This window comes from Citrobacter tructae (assembly GCF_004684345.1).
Lineage (GTDB): Bacteria > Pseudomonadota > Gammaproteobacteria > Enterobacterales > Enterobacteriaceae > Citrobacter > Citrobacter tructae.
The window spans coordinates 1,657,072-1,682,917 of record NZ_CP038469.1; the positions used below are offsets into that span (position 1 = coordinate 1,657,072).

Here is a 25,846-nt window from a genome sequence, read left to right on the forward strand (position 1 = left end):
GATTCCTGAATGTCGTGTTGTTCAAATAAATCATTAGCCGCACAGCACCATCGCCCGGGCAGGATCGATGGCAATCAGGCCTGCCAGCAGCGCGTCCATTTCAGGGGCGAGGCGGGCTTTGTCGCTTTCACTACGGCCCGCTTTCAGGCGCAGCAGTTTCAGCCGTCGGGCCTGCACTTCAAACAACAGCGCGGGTTCCCAGTCGTTAAGCGTCAGCTGCGGTGCACTGCTGGTAAGCTCCCCAAGAAGATGAAGCGCCATTTCATTGCGGCCGAACTGTTCGGCGACGCGTGCCATCAGTAAGCGCTGTAACCAGCGGTTGCGGGGAGATTCCATCCCGGGGCGAGTCTGAAGCCAGCCGAGCGCGACTTCCGGGCCGTCGCTGTCGCCTTTCGCCATGGCTTCTGCCTCCAGCGCGAGAATGTCATCCGACGGGCCGGAGACGGTTGCCGCTTCATCACCGAAACCTGACATGTCGTCATTCACTTTTTCGGCGAGCCAGTTCAGCGTCACTTCGTCGGCGAACGGCGTGCCGTCGCTCCAGGAGAGCTGTTCCAGACCATGCAAACGGGCCAGCAACAGCTTCAGGTCGCTGAGGATATAATCGGCCCAGCCGTCCCAGGGTTGTCCGGCGCGGCTCAGCCCCTGCCACAGATACCATTGCAGATCGAGCCAGTAGCGGTTGGCCCCTTCGCAAAACATATCGCTGGCCTGCTCCACTAGCTCTGTCCAGTTCTGTTGCAGGTACAGGCGTTTGAGCTGCGCGCGGTAGTCTGGTTTCGGCGGCGAAAGACGGGTGCGACCGCTGGCATCCAGCGCCGGGATCTGCCCGACAGTATCCCAGCGTACGGCCTTCATCAGACGGTGTGAGGCCAGCCAGCCGTCCGGCTGATCGGCCAGCCAGCGGGCCAGCACTTTTGACTGGCTCAAAAACTCACCTTCGGATTTCACCATGATATCCGAGGCTGACGACCTGACCGTTGAGACAGATGCACTTTCCGTTGTGCCGCCACTCTGTGGCGATAAGCCGTCCAGCCCGCCGGAGCCAGCCAGACGTGTTTCCAGTGTACGGGACAAGCCTTCCAGCGCCGGACGTTCGTTCTCCGGCCAGCCTTCCAGCTGCGAATCAAGCAGGCTGAGTGCGGCGGCCGTTTGCGCCGTTTGTGCGCGGGTGGCCTCCGGCCAGCGTGAGAGCGTGTCCTGCATTCTGGTACTGTTCAGCCATTCCAGTGCCGATTTACGCGCGTTGGCCCGAAGCGGATGACACCGATCGCCGTAACGACTCAGCATCGCGACTAACAGTTGTAACCCTTCGAACAACCCCTGCTCACCGTCGCGTTGCAGGCGGGCAAAGATATACCAGGTCACCACACGGAGATCGCGGGCCGTCTGCTTGAGCATTTTCTCCGCAAGACGGCAGATCGTTTCGGTATCGGTGCCGGAGAGTTTGTTGATCTCCTCGCGCATCAGCTGGAAATCGTCGTCATAGGCGGGATCGTCTCCCGCCCCTTCACCTGTCGCGAGCGGTTGTAACCAGTTGTCCCAGTTTGTCAGGCCGTTTTGCGCGCGGTCGAGCAGCGCCTTCTGGCCCTGATTGTCCGGCACACACAGGGTGAGCAGCGCATTTGCATTCACCATTTATTCAGCCTCCGTGGCGGCCAGCGCGTTATTCACCGCACCAGGCTCTATTGAAAAGATCGATTCCGGCAGGATGAAGCCCTGCAGTTTCAGCAAGGAAAGCGGCCCATCACCCAGCTCGCTGCGCAATATAAACTTCAGCGGATTGCCGTCCGGGGTGATCCACACCAGCTGGGTGCGGCTGCTGTCGAGCGGGGTGATCAGCGCTTTATCAAGCAGACGAATAAAGCCCCAGTTGCCCTGGTTGTGTTCGTACAGACGCATCTCCGCCGTATTACTGCGCCAGCTCAAATCCACACCGGGATAATAGGTGTTTCCCGGCCAGGTAAAGCTCTGCCAGCTTTCCATCTGGTTGAAATAATCGAGATTCTGCCCATCAACCGCTAACTGTATCTGCGCCACGTCGCGCGACGGTCGGGCCATCAGCTCGAAATGTACGCCCGCATCGCCCTGCGCAAAGACGATGTCTGAGATATCTGCCAGTTGATTGATGGCATTAAGGAATGCCGGATTGACGGTCATCCCCTGACTCGCCGCAGGATCGACCACCCAGTGGCTGCCTTCTTGATGCAGGATGCCGCCAAGATTGGTTTTCAGGAATGCCGCGATGCGCCCTGAGTCACCGCGCAGGAACTGCGCCAGCAGCGGCAGAGAGGCGTCGCTGCCCGTCGCTTTAAACGGATAGCGTCCGGCAAAGGCGGTATTCCACTGGGACACAATAGTGCTCTGCCAGCGGATGTTCAGGCTGCCTGCCGCCGGAGCCAGTACCTGACGCCATGCGAGATCCAGCGGCTGGACAAACAACGCCTGACCAAAACCGCTCCACTCCTGACCGAGACTCGCCGCCACCAGGCTGCCGTAATCGCGGGTGTCCGTCAGATCGATGGCTTTGCCCTGGAATACGGTCTGGGCCAGCATCTGCGCCATCGCCTGCGGATCCGGTGCACTGGTCACCTGTTGCAGCTTGAGACGTACCTGGGTGACGCGCGCCAGCCAGGACTGGAAGCTCAGATTGCCGTTGCTGCCGGTGCCGTCCTTCCCGGCCATCACGCCTGTCAGCGGGCCAAACACCCCGTCCAGCGGCCCTTTTGGCCCCTGCGCCTGCTCGATAAACTGTTGCGCGTTCTTTTTCTTACCGACCAGTTTTTTCGCCGAATCCACCAGCGAATCGGCCAGCACTTCGCCTTTCGCCCCGGTCTGCCCTTGCCAGGCCAGCGTATTCATCAGCGCCACCAGCGGCGACTGTCGCACGTCTGCCAGCAGGTTCAGCTGGGCAATCGCCTCGGACAACGATTCCGCTTCGTGCCACTGAATGCTGTTCGCCAGATTCAGCCACGCGTTGCCAAAATCGGTGAAGTAGCGCTCGGTCAGGCGCTGTTTCAGCGCTTCCGGCGAGATATCGCCACTTGCCTGATGGGTTTTGTCGGTCAGAACCCAGTCGATTTCATCGCGGCGAGTTGTAACCACCTCATCAATGGCGTCTTCAACCTGCTCTTCCCACGCCTGACGGGTGAACATCCCCGGCACCACCTCTTCGGTGCTGAACAGGGTTGACGCATCGGTATCACCGGTCATATCCGCCAGCGTCAGATCCGGCCAGTTTCGGGCAATGCGTTGCTGCATCTCCTGATACAGGCCAGATTCCGCGTTCCGCTGACCAATCTGCTTGAGCAAAATCTGGCGCACAGTGCCCACCAACTCCGCATCCGGTTTGATTTTCCACTCGGGATGCGCGGACAGGTTTTGGGCATAAAAGCCCAGTAATTTCGGGGCCTGCGTCTGCCAGGCGCTATCGGCAACACCCGCGCGTTTTGGCCAGGCTTTGAGCATATTGGTCGAAAGCCAGGACGCATCGGCTTTATCCGGACGCGCGAGCATCAGATAACCTTTGAGCAGAGCGTAAGCTCGCTGGGTAGCAGACGTTCGGGCATCGCTCCCCGGCGGAAGTTGCACAAAAGCGGTGAGCTGCTGATGCAGCTGTGCCGCCAGCGCATCGCGCATCAGCACCTGATTATTGCGGGCATACAGCGGCCAGAGGGCATTCAGGGTGTCGCGATCCTGGTTCAATCCGAAACGGGTGTACCAGGGTGCGCCGTGCGCTTCCCGGTCCTGCAATCGGGCGACGGCCTGCTGCAACACGAGCTGATTACGCAGACGTTCGGTCAGCGGTTGTCTGGTATCGGCAGCGAAACGTGCGGTCTCCTGGGCCTGATAAATCTGGGCGCGGTTGACGATGAGCGACATCAGTGTTCCGGCACCCCACAGCAAAATCACGCCAAGAAAAGCCAGGCGCAGCACGCGTTGCCAGTGGAAGCCAATTTTGTGGGCATGAACCTGTAGACAGTCTTCTTCCAGTGCCTGCCAGGCTGGCGGACTCAGACGCGCATGCGGCAGCGTCCCCGTTGCGGGCAGCGCGGGGCTGAACATGATGCCGCGCAGGCGATAAGGTGCCGGGCCTGTCATCAGACTTTTTAGCAGCGGTGTCAATTGTTGCCTGAGTGGTCCGCGCAGCTGATCGGAAACACGCAGCAGCCAGTTGTGACGGGTGTCGGCCAGCAAGGTGGCCGTCCCTGCCCGCCGCAGACGGGAGGATAATGTGGTTACGGACTCCACAGCGGCATCGGGTATCGCGCCTGGGCCGAACAATGTGCCTGTTGCCGGAACGCCCTCGCCCTCTTGCTCCCACTTTTCATCATTGATGAACCACAGCCAGACGGGAGCCTGCCAGCCCAGTTGCGCGTCCGCTTTCTGGCGGCTACGGACCAGTGTGTCCAGCGCCGCGGCATCCGGAAGCTGCGTGCTGTCCATCACCTGCACAATGCCATCCACAGGGCGCTCAGAGCGGACCTGGTTGAGGATTTCAACGAATTCTGGCTCGGGCATGGCTTCGGCAGGTCCGGCATGGATCAGGACTATACCGTCGTTCTCCTGCCAGTGATCGCGCTTGAGGCCTGGTGCCACTTTTTCAATGTGCTCGTCGGTGCCCTGAACCAGCAGCAGGCGAACTTTGGATTTCCAGCGACGGGTGTAGCGCAGGCGGAGGTGATCGATAAGCCCTTCAGAGGTAAAACGCGTGGTGTCTTCATCAGTATGAGGCGGCGCGTTGGGCTGAGCAGAATCACTGCTGCTTTCTGTCCCCGCATCCTGATTGCCCCCTTTTTCCCCGGCAGTCATCATCAGCGTGTGAGCAAACCATCCCAGAATCAAAATGATAACGATTAAGGTCAGGCAAAAGACCATGACCCCCAGTTGACTATAGGGACCCACGCGCACCGCACTGGCCGTCTCTTCCGGATAGAACCAAAGAAAACAGCCAAATATGCCTGTGATACAGAGCGCAAAGGTAAGAATGGAGGCGAGCGCGGACGGTCTTTTCATAACAAGCGGTAACATCCCTGATGATTATTCTGGAGTGACAGCACACAGCTGTCGGGTATCTTTCGATGATTCAGTCACCACCATCTGCGCTTCGCCGTCGGCGAGGCACTGGCGGGTAGCGAGGATTAGCGCCTGCCAGGGGGCTGCAACTCCTGCAAAACCTGCAACGGTATCGATATTCGTATATCGCTGGGCGGGCAGTTCAGGCGCATAGACTTCGCAGGCAGAGCTGAGCGCATCACTGGAAGCCAGTGCGCCACCGGTTATCCAGCCGCGAAGAACGGTTTCCTTGTCGAGACCGGCCCACAACATAGCGTGTTTGAATGCGTGCCCCAGATCGCCCGTGTGATTGATTTGCGGGCGATGTATACGTGCGGATTTGGGCGGCGTACCTTTAAGGCGGCAGTTGGTCATCAGCACAACCGAAATCGCTTCTCCGGTATCGTTCTGCGGCACGTCGTTCAGTTGTGCACTAATCACCAGCAGAGCGGACGGTTTTGCATAATGGTAATCGAGCCAGTAATCGATTAGCCGCAAGCCTGAGAGGTCGCGAATGCGGCTAACGGGTCGGTCAATCTTGAGTAACCAGCTTAGCGAAAGGTCTGGTAGCCCCTCCCCCACATCCAGTGCCAGGTAGCAGGCCATCCCCGGAGGCAGCGCCTCCAGCAGTTGATTTATGCGCCCGGTCACCTCCACTTCAACGCCCGCCAGTACATCGTTTGCATCTTTCCCGCCAGGTATACGAGAGTGCCTGACCGGCTTGTCTGGCCTGCGAGGCATCACGGGTTGCAGAATGGGAGTTTTACTGAGGACTGCTTTTTGCGTGGGCTTATGCTCACGTTCAAAGGCATTCACCAGAATGTCGCCAACAAACCAGGCAAAACGCTGCCCGCGACCTTCGTCACTGACATGGCGGGCCTGAATGGTTTTGTTGGCCGTGTATTGCCCCACGCTCAGATACTTGTAGCCCGCCCGACGCAACGAGAACATGGCTCCCCAGAGCAACACAGGGAGCACAACGGCAAACAGCCAGAATCCGGGTCCTGAACGCTCGCCCTGCCAGAACAGGAACGTCAGCCCCATGCCCGCAATCAGAACAATAGCCCCAAAGATCAGCCAGCGCCGGGTCAGCGGGCGTGGCGGTTTGGCTTTCTTTTCCGGGATCCGTTCCAGAATAACTGGCATGGCTCAGCCCACCGATGCGTCAGGGAGAGAGCTGATCAGCGTGCAGCCACAGGCGCATTTATGCCCATGAAATGCCACGGGGATCCCGTTATCCAGGTAGTCAGGATTGCCTTCGGTAATGATGGTCGGTCCATGTCCTTGCTGCGGGCATGAAACTTTGTCACCTTTGCGTGCAACACCAATGCCGCCGAAAATCATCGTCGCGGACCCGGACAGAACTGCCCCACCGTGAGTGGTTTTATCGCCGATTCGAATTATTCCTTGCATATTTCCTCCGATTAACTAGCGAATAACCCGGGTATTTTTCCATCCACTTGGATCCCACATGAATAATTCACTGTGAACCTGGACTTTCCCTGATGGCGATTTTTTCAGGAGTATTTGGGGAGCGGATATATCACATTCAGTGTCAGTATTTTCCTTACTGGACCAGGTTAGCGCTAACTTCTCGCCATCATTTGAGACAGTGTATTTACCATCACAGGTAAACAGGGCATGCCACGAATACATCGTCACCACGGCATTTTTATCCTCCTTTATCGCGACATTCCAGGTAACACTTGCTCTCTGTCCATCTATAAACTCTTCGCCCTGTTGCGTGTATGAATATGTTCCAACAGGAACATCACTCGCTAAAGCGAAAAAATTAACGCAGCTTAAAACCAGGACTGCACACAGGCTTTGTCTAAATTTAACTCTCATTTATACACCTCGTCAGAGCAATTAGCCTCGACTTCATAACCTAAAAAATAGTAAAGGTGTACATCGCCGGACCTTGACACTACATTAACACCTTCAGAGCTTGTGCAATATTCAAAAATATCCCTAAACCTTTTACCATTAATAATCAAGCTACGTTGCCCATTAAACTTGACATCATCAACCTTAATTTCCCCACCATAGGATATGAAAGCAATGCTGGTATTTAACTGCGACCCGTGACGATTAGCGCCATTATATTAATATGTATACATTTTATTTCCATCTACAGCATCTTCTACAGCATCTTCTACAGCATCTTCTACAGCATCTTCTACAGCATCTTCTACAGCATCTTCTACAGCATCTTCTACAGCATCTTCTACAGCATCTTCTACAGCATCTTCTACAGCATCATTTGTCTTTTCACTTGAAAAATCACTTCCAGAATAAGCATCGCAATGTTTTCTTGCATAGGAACAAATTAAAACATTTTCTTCACGCAAATTTTTTGTTGTCGACATCTGCATTTTAGAATTATTAAAAGACACAATCCCTATATCTGGAGAGATATCTCGCCCATCAGCTTGAACCTGACACGTCAGCAAGAAAAACCCTCCTATCAATAAATGATTCTGCATGACTCGCTTTCTTGCATTAGATGAATGCTAATAGTTAATTATTGTTTTTGTATAAACTCACATCCATTATTTTAATTTATTTTTTGAACGTTTTAATTTCAACCATTGTCCTTGGCCATAAGCAAGCGGCATACCTTTTATATACATATTGCTACCTTTCTTCAAAAGATGAAATTGAGGTGATGGATACGCGCAGCCATCCGATCCACCTAAATATTTTAACAAATACTCACCATTGTTTTTTTCAATATCATAATTACCATCACAGGAGATCGGTGCATGCCACGTTGTTATCTTAATGTTTGCTTTTTTTGATTATCTAAAATAACCAGATCATATCGAATATATACCTGAGAACCGTCGGCTAATTTCTCTCCATTCATTTCTAGAAAATATCTTTCATTAGGCTGTACACGATCTGAAGCACTCGAAGAACAAACAAAAAGAGATATCAAAAAGAAAAAAGAACATAGAATTCGATTACTCATACATTTTTCTCCTTCAGCCTGCACAAACCACATCAGTTAGCTTTAGCTGATCTTTATTGATTGAACCAAAAGTATATGAACAACTTATTTCGGCGGTCATATCATCAGGAGCTGAGATAAGCATGTTCTCGAAAACAATGATCTGACCATTTTTGATTTTAGCTTCAAAGGAATAATCACCAGTCTTATCTTTGAAGACTTTCTTAGCATTTGAATTTAACGAGTCGCCATTTATTAATTCTGATTCAATAAAGTTTATGAAATATTTTTTTGATACTTCACCGTTAAAAATAACATTTGAATTATGTTTGTCACTATCACCAAATGAATCTGGAGGCGACTTCTTGAAATCTATAAACAATCCGGGGCTTAGTTTATAAGAAGACAGTTTTGAATAATCAACCTCAGAAATTGTTGGATGTGAAAAAATTTCTGAGAATTGTTTAAAATAATTAGCACATGCCGAATCACCTGCAATCGAGCTAATTGAAATAAATAATAAAGCAAATATAATTTTTTTCATTTGTTAACCTTAGTGGGTGTCAGAGTAACTTGAACTAGGACCAGAAACATTAATTACCTTCAATTCGTAATCCTCTGGTCTAACAATATACCCTTTTGGTTTCATTAAAAATTTAATGGATGATGCTGAGTTGGCCCTGATAGAGATACAGTTTGCCGTCCCTACGCGCCCCCCGCCCTGGTTTCCACCCAAGATAAGCAGTCGTCCATCAGGATTAATGCCACATACGAATCCAACATGACTATAGTTCATAACGTCAATAGCCCCATAGAACGGCTTATCTACAATCTCACCATTTTCCCAAGTTCCATGCCCCCATGAATAAGCCAAAGCACTATGTGTTGCTAATGGAGCATATTTGGTCTGCATTAAACACCAATTCACAAATGATGAACACCATGAGGTTGTGCCATCGCTGCCCCTGGCAGTCGTTGTATTATGATATATTTTAATTTTATTATTTAACTCAGAATCGGTCTCAATTAAATTTCTGTATTGACTAAACTCTGACAACGCTACTGGCATCCAATCTGGCCCATCAGATTTTTCCCCTATGCAATCACACTGATTCCTATACCTCTCACCTTCACTAATTAAAGTATTCAGCCTGACAAGCAACTCTCTTTTTTGTATCAGTCCATCATTATTTCCTTTATTACCATGTTCTGTAGAATCTAAACTGGCATTCATCTTGTAAGCTCTTTCATTGTCCACCTTTGAATACAGAACTGCATCATCTGGTTTACCAACACCTTCAGGACAAAAAATGTATGTGTACACATCTTCCGGAGTTTTAATCTGATCGAATTTATCTTTATTTGACGTGAAATATAGTTTGACATAATCCAACTGTTCAATCTCATCCATAAGTGCAAGCTGCAGTTTAGTCAGACTCATATTGTTGGTTATATTTATCTGCTGTACTGCCATTGACGTAAATTGAATCAATCCGACCGCATTCTGCTCTACCAAGCTATTATCTTTAGTAATTTCATCTCTTGTAAATGCATGAAGCTCAATTTTAGGTCTTGGACCTGATTTTCCTGAAACAAATATAATATCGCCGTTCTTGTGGCGTACTTTTCTGTAAGCTATAACGGAAGATGAGAACATTCTGTTCGTTTCAACTGACATGCATCCCATTAAAACATCCGCATATCTTAATTTCTCAGCTTCGCCCCACATTTCGGCACAAATTTTAATAACTTTCTTTCTAAATAAGCATGCCTTCGCTGCCCCTAGCCTCTGATTTACAACTTCACCCCAGATTAATTTTGCACAATCTTCTTCAGTTTTCAGCGCTGACAAAAACACTATCGGATGCATATGCCAGACAGCCTTACCAGAGGTAAAGGGCTCAACCTTGCTCATCCACTCCATATCGTCCAGCCACTTCTTGGCAAAATCGATGCGCAGGGTGTCATAATCTTGGAAGAATGCGGTCCATTTCTGGTGACTGCTTCCACCAAACCATTCGCTTTCATGTTTCACAACCATGCGGGAAACAATATCGCGCACTCCCATCTCAGGATGGTGCAGCGCAGTGAACAACTCTCTTTCTGAAAGTTGCCCATCCTTGTCGGTATCCATTTTGTCGATCATGCCCTTATAAAAACTGGACATCTGTTTTTCCTGAATACCACGTTCCGGTCTGACTTGTTCGGCGAGCCACTGGTATGCAGACTTCATCCACCCCTCTTTCAGCGAAGCTGACATATCTGACGTACTCTCCTCGACCAATGCGGAGAAACCGAGTTCTTTCAACCAGTACTGCTCAAACACATCCACATAATCCTGAATCAACCAGCTCTGTTGACCCAACTGGTAATATGTTTTCTCGCTGGCAGTTTTCGGACTGCATTTATCCACAGGCAAAATGACATGCATGTCCTTGCTTACAGGGGATGTCGTTTTGGTAAAGGTATCGCCGGAATTTGTATAGAGCATTGCGTCAGGGTGCACGCGAATATATTTCCTCCCCTCTTTAATTTGCCCTGGATTATCCAGAAATGACGGCATCCGGCTATCGGCACTGAGAACTTCAACATGCGCATAAGTACTGCTGCTGGTTTTCGCCATTCCTGCGGGCGCAATGTCTTCTCCGAGGAAACCAATAGCATCCCCGGCGTTTATTTTCAGTGGCTGATCGGGCTTTGTAACCGTATCAAAGGTTCCTTTCGCAACGGCTTGCTGCATCCAACTCGGCAACCGAGCATACTGTTCACCGTCCTGAATCATATACTCTGGAGAGGTTGTGACCCAGAATGGTTCTCCTGTCGATTTTCCATCTGTATCAATCGACTGAGCCAGGCCAAAGGGTTGATTCGCTTGCCCTTTATAGCTATACAGCCCTTCTGTAAGAAGAAGTACACGGGAGTCTTTCGCTAATGTGCCATTCGATGATTCCGGAATGGCTATGTCACCAGAACCTGTCTGGCTGGCCTCGTATTTTCCCTTAGGGTGTTTCTTTACGCCACTTGTAGCCAACACCTTCATGCGCTTGCGCTTTTCAAATGCCGATAACGGTGCCAGGCCTAAATATAGTGTGTAAAACTCGAGCCACGTTTTATCATTTTTAGGATCGGGTTGGCAGACTGACTTCACCAGCACAAAAGTCGTTGTGTACTGCACTGGCTGGCCGAGATACGTACTCTTTTTGTAATCCTTGTTCACTCGCCAGGCCACCACGTCACCACCGGCCATGCACTGCAGCGGCACTGCGGTCTCCATCGTCTCCGGTTTAAGCACGGAGGCTGGAGCCGATTTCTCAGTAATGTGGAGTCCGCCGTGCCACATCTTATTGGTGCCTGCAAGCCAGGAACCATGAGGCTCCTGACCAATCAGCCTCATCATTTCATCAAGCGTGGCGTAGTTCTCACCGTTTTGTTTACGGGCAGGGAAACAGGTTTTCATTCAGGTAATCCTTAGCGTGACATTATCCCATCTGACTCAGATGGCTGCAGTTCAAGAGTGGTTTTATCGAACACAGGCGGATTGCTCTGCATATTCGCTGCCACCATTGGCACCTGATAGCGCGCCGCTTTGGTAATAAAATCCCCGTTCGTCCCATGCTCGATCCCGCTCTCACTCAGCTTCAGATACGAACCACCGCCATTCAGCGTCAACGTTTTCGGCGTACTGATGATGATTTCATTCTTGCTACTGGTGACCGTGAACTGCTGGTCGGCGCTCATTTCCAGCGTGCTGTGCTGGGCGCGCACTTCGACATTCCCGAGGTTCGCGATGACTTTCGCGCCCGCTTTATGCGCAAACACCCCCAGAGACTGCTCAGCACTTATCGTGACATTTTTCATCGCCCCGATATCAACATGCTGCCCGGCGGTGACCATGGTGTTTTTTGCACTGGTCAGTTGAAGGTGCTCACCGGAGGTCAATGCGATACCCTGCGGGGCAGAAGCCAGTACCACGGCGGACTGCAAATCCTTCAGGCGGCTTTGCAGCAGGTTGTTTTGCGACTGGATATCACAGGTCAGCGCTTTGGCCTGTCCGGCTGCGCCATTCAGCGCCTGCATCTCGCTGTTAGCCTGGGTTATCTGGCTGACCGCCGGGTTCATCTCCAGCACTTGTCCCTGGCCTTTGGCCTGGGTATCTGCGGTCAGGTACACACCGCGGGCAGCACGCACCGCCCCAAACTCGTCGGTACGCAGTTCAAAACCCGTACCGCGCTGTTCGCGTTGGGCATCGACCAGATGGCCGATATTGAGCTGCGTTTTGCCGAACTCAGTCGCCAGCTTGATGTGCTCTTCCTGGCGCTTATCTTCCAGGCGGAGTTTGTTGTTCGCGGGCGTTCGCAGGACGTTGCGCGTGTGGTTATCGTCAGTGACGTGATCCGGATGTTCTGAATCATGCTGGGCATGGGCGATATACGGACGGTCTGGGTCACCCGCATCAAACATCACTGACACTTCGGTGCCGTCGATCAGCGGCGCATGGAAGCCGTAATTGTCACCGGCATACGGCTTCGCCATCCGCAGCCACAGATAGGCATAACCCTGCTCGCTGCTGTTGCGGTCGAAATCCAGCTTTGTGCGATAGCGGCCCTGGCTATCAAGCCAAGCATAGGTATCGCCTTTTTCAGTACTTTCGACACGTGCCGGGAGCGTTCCGGCGATCACCGGGCGATTGTGCAGCGGCGGGCGATAGCACACGGCTTCGCTGTATGGGATCCCGGTAAAGGTCATCTTAAAACTTTGTTTACGCGAACCACTGCTCTTCACGCCAGTGATGACGATCCCGTCTTTCAGGTTGGCGGGAAGCGAGCCTTGCGGTTCAAGCACCTCACCCGGAGCCAGCACCGGGCTGCTTGTTTTACCCAAGACTGCCTGCTGCGCGTTCAGAATACGTTCATGACGCAGGCGAGCGTAGTAGGCTCCGCTCTCCGGCATCTGGGTATCCCCTTCGCTCAGGAAAGGCTCTGCGTAGTGATACACCTCGCCCGTGGTGATGCCGTCCGTCGTGCTGACAGACGTGGAACTGTCCTGCGGCGTCAGTGCCTCGCGATAGTTGTAATCACGGTTGGCAACGCTTCCTGAAACCACCTGATGGCCGGTTTTAATATCCCAGACGCTGAGCTGGCCGTTATCGCTGGTGCGTGATGGCGGGATCAACGGCAGCTTCACGCCAAACTGATACTGCTCCGGGCTGTCCTGGAAAATCACCACATCCTGCTCGAGGCGACCGTCCATCTCGAAACGCCAGAAGATACCCACTTCAGCAAGAAGGCGCTGCACGAATTCGAGGTCGGTTTCGCGCCACTGAGTAATCAGTTCGCGTGCCGGGTAAGATTGCGACAGGCGAAACTCAAAATCCGCCCCTTCCAGTTCATGCTCGCGAAGGATCTTCTCCACCACTTCCGGGACGGACTGATTGAGGTATATCTCGCTGCGTCTGGTGTGCTTCATCAGGGCGATGCGCGGCACTATTTTCAGCGTGTAATACGTTTCATCGGCAGACGTTGAGAGACGCTGGAATGTCTCAACCACACCATAAACGGTACGGATGGGGGTGGCAGGCATGCCGTTAAATAACGGAACCTGAAACGCAAACGACGCCGGTTTAAGCAATATCGTGTCGCTGGCAATATCACGTTCGCTACAGGTCACTTTGACGGTGTAGTGCCAGGGTTCGCTGAGCTGTTCTTCCGCTTTGAAGCTAAAAACATCCAGGAAATGCGAACACCCGTGAACGTCCAGTCTATAGCGGGACATCCCCAGAAGTTCGTCGATTTTATCCTTCGCAAGAGCAATGACTGAATCACTCATCATTCGCTCCCTCTACAGGTCTGGCGTCAAACCCCAGCCTAATCCCCTCTTCCTCACTCCATTCCATAGTCAGCAAAACCGGTTTCTGCTTCGCCGCCATATGGCTCAGCAGCTGCTGGCTCAGCACCGGCAAAATCTGCTGATTCAGCAGGCTGTCGACGTTGCGCGCCCCGGTGTCCGGCAGCAGACAAGCAGAGGTGAGCGCATCGTACAAACTCGATTCGATATGTGTGGTCAGCCCGTAGTGACGGTGCAGGCGCTTTCTCACCTGGCCAAGTTTCATCTCGACGATGGTGCGCATCGCCGTTTCCGCCAGCGGGCGATAGATCACCGTCTGGAAGCGGGCCAGCAGCGCGGGCTGGAAATGATCGCGCAGGATCGGACGTAGCAGTTCGTGCTGATCCGCTTCGGTCGCGTCCGGCTGTTCGTCCAGCAACTGCATCAGGTGATCGCTCCCGAGGTTGGACGTCATCAGGATCACCGTGTTGCGAAAATCGATCTCGCGCCCTTCGCCGTCGCGCATAAAGCCGCGGTCAAACACCTGGTAGAACAGATTCATTACGTCCCGGTGCGCCTTTTCGACTTCATCGAGCAGGACCACGCTGTACGGACGTTTGCGCACGGCTTCGGTCAGAATGCCGCCCTGGCCGTAACCGACGTAGCCCGGAGGCGAACCCTTCAACTGAGAAACCGTGTGCGGCTCCTGGTATTCGGAGAGGTTGATGGTAATCAGGGATTTTTCCCCGCCGTACATCACGTCCGCCAGCGTCAGAGCAGTCTCGGTTTTGCCGGTGCCGCTCGGGCCGACCAGCAGGAACACGCCCTGAGGACCGTTCTCGGACGTCAGGCCGGTTTTGGAGGCGCGCAGGCGCCGGGCGATGGCGGCCAGCGCCACGTCCTGGCCGACTACGCGCCTGCCGATTTCATTTTCCAGACTCAGCAGTTCGGTCTGCTCGTCTTTCATCAGGGACGAGAGCGGCACGCCGGTCCAGTCGGCAATGACGGTGGCGACGGTGCGCACATCCACGTCGACGGCCAACAGCGGATTGTTGTGCTGCATCCCGTTGAGTGCCTGTTGCAGGGCGTGGGTTTCGCTCTGGCGGGAGATGTCCTGGCGGGTCTCCAGCAACTGTTCGGTGAGTTTCAGCTCTGCGCCGTACTGGGTTTCCCGTTCGTCGAGTTCGACAATCAGGCACACTTCTTCCTGCTCAATTACCGCCAGACGCTCGCCGTGCGCGGTGTGCCCCACTGCCAGATCTTCCAGCAGCGCCTGTTTCTCCATCGCCAGAGACGTGAGCTGCGCACGGATGCGGGTCAGCGGCTCCGGCACGGTGTCGAGGCTCATGCGCACCCGGGCAGCGGCGGTGTCGAGCAGATCGACCGCTTTGTCCGGCAGCTGGCGGCCCGTCAGGTAACGGCGGGAGAGCGTCACCGCGGCGCGAACCGCGTCGTCATTGATGTGCACGTTGTGGTGTCCGGCGTAGCGGGATTTGAGGCCACGCAGCATCAGGCAGGCGGTGTCGTCGTCCGGCTCGTCCACTTTCACCATCTGGAAGCGACGCTCCAGCGCGGCGTCGCGCTCGAAATACTGTTTGTACTCAGACCAGGTGGTGGCGGCGATGGTGCGCAGTTCGCCACGCGCGAGGGCCGGTTTCAGCAGGTTGGCGGCATCCGCGCCGCCCGCCTGGTTGCCCGCGCCGATGATGGTGTGCGCTTCATCGATGAACAGTAAAACTGGCACCGGAGACTGCTGGACGGCATCAATCACATTTTTCAGGCGCTGCTCGAATTCGCCCTTCACGCCCGCGCCCGCCTGCAACAGGCCGAGATCGAGGGTGCGGAGGATCACCGGTTTGAGTGATTCCGGGACGTTGCCTTCGGCAATACGCAGCGCCAGCCCTTCCACCAGCGCGGTTTTCCCGACGCCCGGCTCACCGACCAGGATCGGGTTGTTTTTACGACGGCGGGAGAGGATGTCCACCATCTGGCGGATTTCCGTGTCGCGGCCAAACACCGGGTCGATTTTGCCCTCTTTCGCTTTGGCGGTGACATCCAGCGTGAATTTATCCAGCGCATTCTGGAGCGCCGGCGACAGCTCTCCCTCTTTCACTTCCGCGCCCACCGGACGGCCCACAAATTCCACTTCACCGCCGTGCGTCTGCGCCAGCTCTTCTTCCTGCTGGACTTCCGCACGCTCGTCGGACTGCGCATCCAGCAGCGGACGCAGGCGTTCGAGCTGGCTCTGGCCCAGCGTCAGCAGCGGCCACAGGCCGTCGCAGCGGATCAGTTTCGGGCTTTCGGTCAGGGCAATCAGCAGATGCTGGCTGCGGATTTGTTCCTCGCCCTGCAAGGAGGCGGCCATCCACGCCTGTTTCAGCAGCGTGTTGAGAGCGTCGGAGAGCGTCGGACGACTGCGCACCGAGCGCGGAAGCTGATCCAGCCAGCCCAGCAGCGCCTGCCACATCCCGTCCATATCCCACTCGTAGCGGCGCGCCAGCACGGTGAGGTCGCCTTCACCCTGCTCCAGCAGTTTCAGCAGCCAGTGCTCGGGCAGGATTTCAGCGTGGGCGCGGGTCTGGCACAGTGAGGCGGCCCCTTCCAGCGCGCGGGCGCAGTAAGGGTTAAGGCGACGTAACAGGACGGCTGAGTTTTCCATTTTCTCTCTCTTCTTTTTTCCGGGCACGCTACCGCCCTTCGCTGTGAACCGAAGCGCATAGGGTCAGGGAGGCGGATTGTGATTTTCCTGAGCGCCCGGCACGCAGACGCTCAAGAAAACTGCGGACAGGAAACCCTGCCCGCAAAGGATTTACTAAGCAGTAGTGCGCTCATTCCAGGAATCGGAATGAATGATGTTGCCGTCTTTGTAGGTCCAGGTGATTTTTTCGTAACGCAGTTCGATCATTTCCAGATGGTTGTGTTTTTCCATCGCAGGATCTTTGATGTCGTGCATTTTCGGCGCGACTTTTACCAGCTTCACGTTTTCCAGTTTGGTGTTGAAATACTCAACTTCCTGACCCGCGTCATTGATGCGATACCATTTGAACTCCGCAGATTTCAGGGTCTGACCGGTGGTCACCGCTTTGTACAGATACGGGCTGGAGGAGTCGATTTCCTTGGTGAACAGGAACGGCGTGTGGATACGGGTGCCGGTCAGCTTGCCGGTGTTGTTGTCGGTCGGGATGTACAGGTTGTGATCCTGAGCAACGACTTCGATGCTGCCTTCGCGGTCCTTCACATCGACAGAACCTTTGATGTCTGCACCGCCGTCATCTTTCAGCCACAGATAAACTGGAATTGCCATTTTTACTTCTCCATTTTGTTTTGAGCGACGTCATCATCCTGCGATGGCGTCTGGGGGTTGCCCGGTAACTGACAGGCGTTGGCCTGAGGCACCAGACTGATTTCGACACGACGGTTGAGCGCACGGCCTTCCGGCGTGTCATTGGTTGCGACAGGGCGGCTTTCGCCATAGCCCTGGACTGCAAAACAGCTTTCCGGCACGTCGCCGGTGTCACGCATCCAGTCGCGCACCGCTTCCGCGCGTTCCCGGGAGAGCGTCTGGTTAAGTCCAGGATTGCCGGTGTTATCGGTGTGCCCTGCGACCACGATCAGCCAGCCTGGTTTGGCTTTGATGCCCACCAGAGAGTTCACCAGCAGTTTGGTGGAGCCGGGTTTGAGCGCGTATTTGCCGGAATCGAACAGGGACATGCTGTCGAGGCGGACAATGGTCGGGAGCACTTTCGGTTTTGGCGGCGGCGGAGGCGGCACGTAGGTATCAATCGCCTGCTGAACGCTCAGCCACAGACGCTCACCCGGGTACAAACCCAGATCATAACGTTGCGGCGTACCCTGACGCTGCCAGCGCTCCAGCAGCAGTGCATCCTGTTGCAGAGCCTGTAAGGACTGTGCTTTCGGCGCGTAGTGCGTCATCGGAATGGCGTACCAGCGCTGCAAATCAGAACCTATGCGCCCAATCAGCGACTGGTTATTCAGCACAGACAGGCTAATTGCGAAGAGTGCGCAAAGCAGCAGCACGATCACCACGCGGCGTCCGGTTTTTCCTCCCTGCAACGGCATGGCATACGGAGCCAGCAGAGGCAAAAGAGGGTCAGGGAAATGCCACAGCGCGGGATAAGAAGCCGTGACAACCGGAGGTAACAGCTTCGAATGACGGAACAGCCACTGCGGCCAGACGGCCTCTGGCAGGGATTTCACCGCCCCACTGCGCACAGCCACGGCGAAAGGGGTGACGGCCGGGCACAGCCGGTCGGCTTTGCTCAGTTCATCCATCACCACCTGTTGCAACATCGTCATCGCGTGGGACAAATATGGCAGCCGGGTCACGTTTTCAGCACTCTGACGCCAGTCGTCGAGCAGCATGGCTGGCTCATCGGTCGGGCAGACCAGTGACGTTTTGCCGCGCACGACAATCCACGGGGCCTCCGGGCCAGAAAACTCGCCCGTCAGCACCACCGGCGGCGTATAGCCCGACACGCCTTTCAGCTGTTTAACCTGCTGGCGCAGGCTTTTCAGCGAGGCGCGGAGCACCCCTTCGTCTTCGTGAAGATCGGGCAAGCAGCGGAACATCACCACCAGTTGCCCGGCCATCCGCGACTCGCGAGCCAGAAGACGGTCAGCAAACTTACTCAGGTGCTCAACGGCGCCCACGTTCAGATAACAGCCCTGTGCCGTTGTTCTGCAGGCGCTTTCCGCGAAGAACGAGCCCTCGGTATCGCCACAGACCAGCAACACCGGTCCGGTAAATCCTTCCGGCGGATAAATCCCGTCTTCGGTCTGGCTGCCCACCGGGCGCTGGCGCAGGTAACTCCGACGCGCCAGTAGCCCGGCCACCATCATTGCCACCAGCGTCAGCATACTTTTCAGCGGTCCGGAGGTATTCAGAAATCCCCAGACCAGCCAGAGCACCGCCGCGAGGCAAATCAGCACCGGAAAAGCGGCTCTTAACAGGGCAGATCGTCGCATCAGCGCAGCTCCGGAAGTTGCTGGTGCAGCAGATCCTGCAGCCACAAATGACCACCCGCCCAAGCCAGCGCGGTGAGCACCACGGCCAGAGCAATCCAGAACCACACGGAACGCAGAAGGTTATAGCGGCGTTTGCCGGTTTTCTGCACCACCAGAGACACTCCGGTTTCCAGCGGCGGAACTCGCTCATTCAGGACCGCAAGCACTTCCTCACGCTGAGTCTGACCCACGCCAGAAAGACTGAACTGCCCCTGGAAACCCAAAGCCAGCACGCGCTGGTAGCAGGTCAGTACCGCCGGAACCGGAGAAGGCTGACGCAGCACTTCCGCGATACGGTCATACAGCGCACCACCGGCACGAAGCGAACCGAAGTAACGGGCCTGCAACGGTGCGGCGCGCCAGATTTTAGCGCCTTCATCGACCACCACTTGTTGGGGTTCTTCCGTCTCAGAGGCCGTCTCTGCCACTTCTGGCCTGCGGTTCATCACTGCCTCGTCCAGCAGTGCGCACTGCGCGTAGGAGATGTGGGTGATGCTTTCAGAGTCGTAGCCCGCTCGCTCCAGCGCTTCGCGTACGCTTTCGACCTGCGCGCAGCAGTTCTCATACAGCGCCTGACCATCCGGCGCTTTCGCGCCGTGGCGTAACTGGGCAACCGTAAGCCACGTATCCGCCATCAGCGTGTCGAGATCGATATCCTTTCTCATGAGCGCAGCACCGCAAACAGTTCAAGTTCGAGTTCACCCAGCAGCGAAGGCACGTAGAACATGCAAACGCCCTGCTCCAGCATGTCGTGCGCCGCTTTGCTTTCCATATCGAGGACGAAGTACTGGTTTTCCAGTCGCACCGGTAATGCCGCCGGAACCCGGCTGAGCGGGATAAGCGCGATCCCTTCCATGGCGACACCAGAAATCAGACCGACATCGTCCGGGGTCCCTGCCATCGCCATTTCGGCAAACTTCTCGGCCACCTGCCAGGCAGGCAGATTCGAGCGAACGGAGAGATAGAAATCGGCCTCTTCGCGCAGACGAATATCGTGCAGCACCGCTTTCCAGGTCTGTTGATCCGGACGGCTCATAGTGATGGCCACGACACGTGACGGCAGGCTGGCCTCCAGCAGTTCGCTGATCAACTCAAACAGACGCGGGAATGTATTTTCCGGCACAGAATGGTCGTAGCCAGGAATGGTGTCCAGGTCATGATCCAGCGAAAACGTCAGCATACTGCCCGCCAGACGCGCCAGTTCCACCCAGACCTGTTCAGGATGGCGGGACGGGAAACGTTCATATTCGGTCAGCACGCGGGCATGGGTGTTGAGCGCATTCAGCAGCCAGAACAACGACACGTCAGCGACGGCAAAATCGGCCATCCGATCATTGCTTTCTCTGCGCATCGACATCAGGCGCTGGCGACGCGAGCGCAGCTGACGGTTCAGCAGCACCAGTCGTTCGCGCAGCAAAGAGCTCGCAGAGAACATCGCCATCGGCGGGATGAAATCCGGATCCTGACGCCAGCCGCTGTGCCCATCTTTCAGCAAGCGGGCGATAGCGCAGGTTTGCCAGCCATCGTTGTTTTCATGGTCGAAGCGGAAGGCCAGATTAAAACGGGCCACCGCCATCGGCTCTTCTTCCTGACCGAATGCGTCGGCAACCGTCACCCACTCCTCACGATAACGAAGCGGGCGTTCCGCCTGAACTTCCTCGGTCTTGACATTGGCGATCCCCGGTTGCATGACCGGCAGAGCAAGATACACGGTCACGCTGTCGGAACGACCTACACCACCCGCCACGATCTCGCGTGGTTCAGGCGGGAGATCGCTGCTTTGGGTGTCGATCAGCGTGCCATCGGGCAGCCACACACGCAGGACCTGCGTCTGAAGAAGCCCGGATGTCAGCAGAGAATCGTTCAGCTCAACGCGCTCAACGCCCCACGGGAACGGGCTGGTTAACGCCGACAGCCCTGAACGGGAAAAGGCATCCCATTCCGACTGCTGCTGGAACTGTTGCGGGGCCAGCAAGGCCCCTTCGTTCCATAACGGACGATAAATTTTCATCCCTGGAATTTCCTCGCCTTACGACTTGGCTTTCGGCATCTGGGAAACCAGTGAAAGGTTGACGTCCATCCCTTCGACCTGGAAGTGCGGCACCGCGTACAGTTTCACGCGGAAGAAGCCCGGGTTATCTTCGATGTCCTCCACCAGCACTTTCGCATCGCGCAGCGGGTGAGACGCCTGCAGCTCATCGCCCGGATCGGTCATTTCAGTGACCAGACCACGTACCCAGGTGTTGAGTTCCAGCTCCAGCAGACGACGGTCCTTAGTGGTACCGATGTTTTCACGCTGGATCAGCTTCAGATAGTGCGCGATACGGGACAGCAGAAAGATGTATGGCAGACGGGCGTTGATGCGGCTGTTAGCGGTCGCATCTGCCGTGTCATACAGCGCCGGTTTCTGGGGGGAGTTCGCCGAGAAGAAGCAGGCGTAATCGCGGTTTTTGTAATACGACAGCGGGATGAAACCGAGGTTGGCGAATTCAAATTCGCGGGTTTCCGGGATCATCACTTCTGACGGGATTTTCACCTGGTTGCCGGTACCGAGATCGTACAGGTGGATTGGCAGGTCTTTTACTGCGCCACCGGCCTGCGGGCCGCGGATCTGCACACACCAGCCGTTGTTGATGAAGCTTTTCACCATGTTGGCGGCGAAGGCGAACGACGCGTTGGTCCACAGGTATTTATCGTGATCCGGGCCTTTTACTTCTTCGACGTAGTTGAAGCTGCGCACCGGTACGGTATCCGGGCCATATGGCAGACGGCCCAGCACGCGCGGCATCACCAGACCGATATAGCGGGAGTCGTCAGTCTCGCGGAAGGATTTCCACTTGATGTACTCGGCGCGATCGAAGTAGTTGCCGATATCTTTGATGGCGGCCACTTCTTCCATGGAATCTTTCAGGAAGAATTTCGGACCCGCAGAGCCGATAAACGGCATGTGCGCCGCGGCAGAGACTTTAGACAGGTTACGCATCAGCGCCACATCTTGCGGGCTGGCATCGAACTCGTAGGCAGAGATCACTGCACCAATCGGCTCGCCACCCGGGGTGTCGTATTCTGCGATGTAGGTCTGTTTGTACAGACCGCTCTGGATGATTTCCGGGGAGTCTTCGAAGTCCTGACGCAGCTCTTCTTTGGAGAGGTCAAGGATTTCCAGTTTCACGTTCTGGCGGAAGTCGGTTTTGTCGACCAGGTGCTTCAGGCCGCGCCAGACTGATTCCACTTTCTGGAACGCATCGTTGTGCATTACTTCATCAAGCTGACGACTAATCTGGAAATCCAGTTCAGCGATGTGATGGTCGAGCAGGGTTTTATCCAGTTTTTCGACTGTCTGACCGGATTTTTTCAGGCACTGCATGAAGACCTGTACCGCCGCCGTGACGCGCGCGTCTGCAGAGGTTTCGGCCATGATGTTATTGTCCTGAAAACCATCCAGCTCGCCGAGTTTTGACACCGGCGTTAAATTGATTTTCTCGAACAGAGATGCGTAAACACCGCTCTGTGGCAGTGTTTTTTCCACAGTCGCGCCACCCGCCTGAGCCAGGGATTCATTATTAATAGACATAAGCATTTTACTCGTGATTATTCCGTTAAAAGTTTTCAGTAATTAAGCCTGAATCGGGGCGAGTGCATTTAACTCATTGCGCAATTCGTCGCTGAGGGTTGGGTCTTTCAGAATTTTTTCCAGTTCTTTCCGGAAAGTGACGTTATCCAGTAAATTGGATTTTAAATCGCGCAATAAATTACGCATGGCCAGCATGGCGCGAAGCTGAGGTATTTGACGGGCAACCTGTTCAGGTTCGAAGTCTTTCATATCCTGGAACTGGAGGCGGATATTCTCTTCTGAACCGTCGCTGGCGAGGGTATTTTTAACGGTGAGGTTAACTTCAGGATTCAGTTCGCTCAGTACGCTATTGAAATTATTCTTGTTTACGTTGATCTTTTCGCGCTCAGACAGTGCCCCTTCGGCCTTGCCGTTACTGAAGTCGCCCACGCTCAACAGTTTGAGGGGGAGTTCGACTTTCTTCTGGGCACCGCCGGTGTGTAAATCAAGTTTGATATTAACACGCGCCTTTGGAATTTCTGATTGGAATGAATCCGCCATATTACATCGCTCTCCTGAATAATTTAACCCCTGATATGAATTAGGGTACTCACGTAAAAATTGTGGGTAGCGTTTTACCAGTTACGGGAATAAACGTAAAGCAATGCAAATTAAAAAATTAAGTAAGCCAAAATAAAATCTTACCAGAAATGAATAATCGCACCACGCCTGCACCTTCAAATATCTTTGGTGTGAATACATAAAAATAAATATCAGGCTTTTATATTATTCAGAATTTTAATACAAAATTCGCAGAAAAAACCCATATTAAGTTAACTCAAAGAAACCCACTTTCCGAAAAACGCGTTGTACAAAAAACAGGATATTCCGATACATTTGGAACAACAATATTGTTAGCGATGAAATAAAGGAAGATACATATGTTTACAGGGACGATGACTAACCGCTATACCTCGATACACCCGGGTTATTAAGATGAGTAAAATACCACGTAATCACAGAGCCAGCTGGACAGTTCAGGAACTCACCTTCCCGGGCAGAACGGAGAATGCCATGAAGCTGATGGCGAACAAGCTGGGCATTCAATATCAGGGCGGCATTATTCATGGAGCTCGCCAGCGGATCTGGACCGACAGGGAGTGGCGGAAACTTAAAGATAATATTCATCTTACCCCTTCAGGACTGTTGGACTACTTCCCTGGACGTACAGTGAGATCTATCGCAAAAGCAAAAGAACGACTCCGAAAGCATCGGGTTATCTAAACCACATTACTGAAGATTTTCCTTCAGCCAGATGGTCATACGCCTTTGCCCCATCCCCTTTCGTCAGCAGGCATTCAGGCTGATACTCGCAATATCCTTTGCCCCGTTGGTTTACAAACGGGCTCACCGAGCAAGACAGATTTTCATTACTTCTTCTGAGCAAGGACCTCCTGAAAAGCAGCCTTGATATCCGCCCTCTCCCTTGACCAGTGCAACACGCGAGCACGCAGCTCACCATCATTCAGTTCAATGCCATTTTCTTCGATAAATTTTTGTAAGGGCTTATCAATGGCTTTGAATGCCATCTCCTTCTTTGGCCACCCAGCGTCTGGCCTTTCGGTTATTTCAAGAAGCTCGATCACTTTTTGAAGGCAGGTTCAAATTTATGGGCTTTACCTAACCCACCTTTTCTTGCTCTGGAAGTGAGTTGTTGATTTTTCTTCTGTTCTGTGGAGCTCAACACCACGTTATAAAGCATCGACAGATCTTTTTTTAACTCAAGATAACCACATGCTATTGCAAGGTATCGACATGCTTCTCTCACGCGACCCATTTTCTCGAAGGCCAGGGCAAGCGAATGTAAACCGATGGCAATCTCGGTAGACCCCGCCATCGTCTTGTCCCGATCGGCTTGCCGGCAAATCTGCTCAAACTCGTAGTTAAGCGCAGCATCATAATGGCTTTCGATATCATTCTCTCCATACTTCTGAAAGAAGTCTGAAGCACATTTATGCCCTGATTCCACCACTGAACCAATCTCCTCCTCAGACAAACCATCACGCTCGTTGGTCTGCTTTAATATCTGTTCAAAATTCCGGTAAAGAGTTTGAAAATCCTTTTCATCGTTTATCTCAACTTTGTTTGGCATTTACATGGATCTCCTTTCCTCTATCCCAGATTCATTCAGTCATGCCATTACTATTCAGGGCAATATTCACCCTGACCGATACACTTTCTTTCTGACGAATAAAGGCGGTGAAATGCTGCGCGAATTGAACGATGCCAGGCCAGAATAGATATTATGTAAGGGATGAAACCTACTGCCTGGATGAAACGGGTGCAGCATACATTGGTGTAAACGGCTGGCCATCACGCGCTATCTTCAAAAAGAGCTGCGAGGTGGGTGCCCCGGATTGCCCTGTTTATCTTGGTATGAATAATGACCCGCCAACCATGCGAAACGACGCCGTTCAACACATCCCTTACAACAGTGGAAAGGTTAATCGACTGAAGGAAAACAACCCTCCACCAAAATCAACGGCCGATGAAACCGTCGCAGAGCAGGAAGGCTATGTCATGAACTATGTCAAAAGGGACAACTGTACAGAGAACAAACTGATTGTTAAAAATACCCGTACGGGGAAAACGGCTGCGGTTACGACTGCTGGAAAAGTATCAACGTCAGCCGAGCGTGTCATTTACCTCCACCAGCTTCACCAAAACCTGGCTTCAACTGCAGATGGCTCACCTGGAGCGTGAAGTTTTCATCGTGATGTATCTCGACAACCAGCACTATCTTCTGGAATACGAAACATTGTTTACCGGCACGCTCAGCCATACCGAAGTACATCCTCGCGAAGTGGTTAAAATGGCCCTGAAACATAACGCTGCTGCGGTCATTCTGGCTCATAACCATCCGTCTGGTACGACAGAAATCAGTCAGCAGGACAAACATGTGACTCAGCGGATTGCTAAAGCCCTGGCTCTGGTAGAAGTGCGCGTGCTGGATCATCTTGTGGTGGGAAACGACGTAGTGTCTTTTGCTGAGCTGAGGTTGCTTTAAAAGGAGTTTTTGATGTCATTAACAACATCGCAAGAATGGAGACTACAAAGCCATATCGCGCCACGCTTTGGTTCAAGGCTGGTTCAGGAGGGAAATCGCCTGTATTACCTGGCTGACAGAGCCGGGTTGACGGGACGCTTTAGCCCGGAGCAGCTACAGAAGATGGATCTGGCTTTCCCGCAGTTTATAGAGCAACTGGAAGCAATGTTGCGTTCCGGTCAGCTAAATCCCCATCTATAGCATCAGGTGACCATCTCAATTTCGGATTTAACCTGTATAGCAGCTATCACCCTCGCTCAACATCCCATTCAAAGGGGCCAAAAAAGGCCAGTAATGGCCTTTTTTATTTCCATAATAATTGAGTCACACT

General features: G+C 53.6%; 22 protein-coding genes and 1 pseudogene. 4 read left to right on the forward strand and 19 right to left on the reverse strand.

Going from position 1 to position 25,846, the window contains the following annotated elements; translation table 11 throughout:
* Window positions 1-33: 33 nt before the first annotated feature.
* From tssA to tssB, 17 genes are all read right to left on the reverse strand, one after another.
* A complete protein-coding gene (gene tssA / locus E4Z61_RS08835; RefSeq protein ID WP_135322441.1) occupies window positions 34-1,638 on the reverse strand; it encodes a type VI secretion system protein TssA in 1,605 nt (534 codons plus the stop codon).
* Entirely contained in the window at window positions 1,639-5,016 is a 3,378-nt protein-coding gene (locus tag E4Z61_RS08840; RefSeq protein ID WP_135322442.1) for an ImcF-related family protein, read from the reverse strand.
* Between the two features lie 24 nt (window positions 5,017-5,040).
* Complete coding sequence (locus tag E4Z61_RS08845) at window positions 5,041-6,201, reverse strand: hypothetical protein (RefSeq protein ID WP_135322443.1); 1,161 nt, start codon at window positions 6,199-6,201, stop codon at window positions 5,041-5,043.
* Between the two features lie 3 nt (window positions 6,202-6,204).
* The gene (locus E4Z61_RS08850; protein ID WP_135322444.1) at window positions 6,205-6,468 is read right to left on the reverse strand and encodes a PAAR domain-containing protein; all 264 of its coding nucleotides are present in this window, start codon (window positions 6,466-6,468) and stop codon (window positions 6,205-6,207) included.
* A 15-nt stretch (window positions 6,469-6,483) separates the two neighbouring features.
* On the reverse strand, window positions 6,484-6,903 hold the full coding sequence (locus E4Z61_RS08855; RefSeq protein WP_135322445.1) for a hypothetical protein: 420 nt from the start codon (window positions 6,901-6,903) through the stop codon (window positions 6,484-6,486).
* A gap of 257 nt (window positions 6,904-7,160) precedes the next feature.
* Window positions 7,161-7,541: a hypothetical protein gene (locus tag E4Z61_RS23860; protein ID WP_167817536.1), complete on the reverse strand. Its 381-nt coding sequence runs from the start codon at window positions 7,539-7,541 to the stop codon at window positions 7,161-7,163.
* A gap of 290 nt (window positions 7,542-7,831) precedes the next feature.
* On the reverse strand, window positions 7,832-8,029 hold the full coding sequence (locus tag E4Z61_RS08865) for a hypothetical protein (protein ID WP_135322446.1): 198 nt from the start codon (window positions 8,027-8,029) through the stop codon (window positions 7,832-7,834).
* A 13-nt stretch (window positions 8,030-8,042) separates the two neighbouring features.
* The gene (locus tag E4Z61_RS08870; protein ID WP_135322447.1) at window positions 8,043-8,552 is read right to left on the reverse strand and encodes a hypothetical protein; all 510 of its coding nucleotides are present in this window, start codon (window positions 8,550-8,552) and stop codon (window positions 8,043-8,045) included.
* 9 nt (window positions 8,553-8,561) lie between these two features.
* A complete protein-coding gene (locus E4Z61_RS24120) occupies window positions 8,562-11,465 on the reverse strand; it encodes a CHAP domain-containing protein (protein ID WP_240703866.1) in 2,904 nt (967 codons plus the stop codon).
* An 11-nt stretch (window positions 11,466-11,476) separates the two neighbouring features.
* The gene (locus E4Z61_RS08880) at window positions 11,477-13,834 is read right to left on the reverse strand and encodes a type VI secretion system Vgr family protein (RefSeq protein ID WP_135322448.1); all 2,358 of its coding nucleotides are present in this window, start codon (window positions 13,832-13,834) and stop codon (window positions 11,477-11,479) included.
* Window positions 13,827-16,490 (reverse strand): type VI secretion system ATPase TssH, encoded by a 2,664-nt coding sequence (gene tssH / locus E4Z61_RS08885; protein WP_135322449.1) that lies wholly within the window; start codon window positions 16,488-16,490, stop codon window positions 13,827-13,829. Before tssH ends, E4Z61_RS08880 begins: the two co-directional genes overlap by 8 nt.
* Before the next feature lie 153 nt (window positions 16,491-16,643).
* Window positions 16,644-17,135: a type VI secretion system effector Hcp gene (hcp, locus tag E4Z61_RS08890; protein WP_095925785.1), complete on the reverse strand. Its 492-nt coding sequence runs from the start codon at window positions 17,133-17,135 to the stop codon at window positions 16,644-16,646.
* Between the two features lie 2 nt (window positions 17,136-17,137).
* On the reverse strand, window positions 17,138-18,817 hold the full coding sequence (locus tag E4Z61_RS08895) for an OmpA family protein (RefSeq protein ID WP_135322450.1): 1,680 nt from the start codon (window positions 18,815-18,817) through the stop codon (window positions 17,138-17,140).
* Complete coding sequence (gene tssL / locus E4Z61_RS08900) at window positions 18,817-19,521, reverse strand: type VI secretion system protein TssL, short form (protein ID WP_135322451.1); 705 nt, start codon at window positions 19,519-19,521, stop codon at window positions 18,817-18,819. The genes E4Z61_RS08895 and tssL overlap by 1 nt, the downstream gene beginning before the upstream one ends.
* The gene (tssK, locus tag E4Z61_RS08905) at window positions 19,518-20,867 is read right to left on the reverse strand and encodes a type VI secretion system baseplate subunit TssK (protein WP_135322452.1); all 1,350 of its coding nucleotides are present in this window, start codon (window positions 20,865-20,867) and stop codon (window positions 19,518-19,520) included. Before tssK ends, tssL begins: the two co-directional genes overlap by 4 nt.
* A gap of 18 nt (window positions 20,868-20,885) precedes the next feature.
* On the reverse strand, window positions 20,886-22,436 hold the full coding sequence (tssC, locus tag E4Z61_RS08910) for a type VI secretion system contractile sheath large subunit (protein ID WP_135322453.1): 1,551 nt from the start codon (window positions 22,434-22,436) through the stop codon (window positions 20,886-20,888).
* A 36-nt stretch (window positions 22,437-22,472) separates the two neighbouring features.
* Window positions 22,473-22,970, reverse strand: a complete 498-nt coding sequence (gene tssB / locus E4Z61_RS08915) for a type VI secretion system contractile sheath small subunit (protein ID WP_135322454.1) — start codon at window positions 22,968-22,970, stop codon at window positions 22,473-22,475.
* A gap of 435 nt (window positions 22,971-23,405) precedes the next feature.
* On the opposite strand from tssB, the gene E4Z61_RS08920 reads away from it, so the two are divergent.
* On the forward strand, window positions 23,406-23,693 hold the full coding sequence (locus E4Z61_RS08920; RefSeq protein ID WP_135322455.1) for a hypothetical protein: 288 nt from the start codon (window positions 23,406-23,408) through the stop codon (window positions 23,691-23,693).
* Window positions 23,694-23,839: 146 nt separating this feature from the next.
* Here the strand turns inward: E4Z61_RS08920 and E4Z61_RS23865 are convergent, their stop codons facing one another.
* Entirely contained in the window at window positions 23,840-23,998 is a 159-nt protein-coding gene (locus E4Z61_RS23865; protein ID WP_167817537.1) for a hypothetical protein, read from the reverse strand.
* A gap of 53 nt (window positions 23,999-24,051) precedes the next feature.
* Window positions 24,052-24,561 (reverse strand): hypothetical protein, encoded by a 510-nt coding sequence (locus E4Z61_RS08925; RefSeq protein WP_135322456.1) that lies wholly within the window; start codon window positions 24,559-24,561, stop codon window positions 24,052-24,054.
* A 131-nt stretch (window positions 24,562-24,692) separates the two neighbouring features.
* On the opposite strand from E4Z61_RS08925, the gene E4Z61_RS23870 reads away from it, so the two are divergent.
* The 3 genes and pseudogenes from E4Z61_RS23870 to E4Z61_RS08935 form a co-directional block, all read left to right on the forward strand.
* Entirely contained in the window at window positions 24,693-25,172 is a 480-nt protein-coding gene (locus tag E4Z61_RS23870) for a hypothetical protein (RefSeq protein WP_167817512.1), read from the forward strand.
* Window positions 25,063-25,476, forward strand: coding sequence for a RadC family protein (gene radC, locus E4Z61_RS08930; protein ID WP_420808712.1), 414 nt, complete (start codon window positions 25,063-25,065; stop codon window positions 25,474-25,476). Before E4Z61_RS23870 ends, radC begins: the two co-directional genes overlap by 110 nt.
* A 12-nt stretch (window positions 25,477-25,488) precedes the next feature.
* Window positions 25,489-25,713, forward strand: a pseudogene (locus E4Z61_RS08935) (type IV toxin-antitoxin system YeeU family antitoxin); the annotation flags it as partial.
* Window positions 25,714-25,846 lie beyond the last annotated feature (133 nt).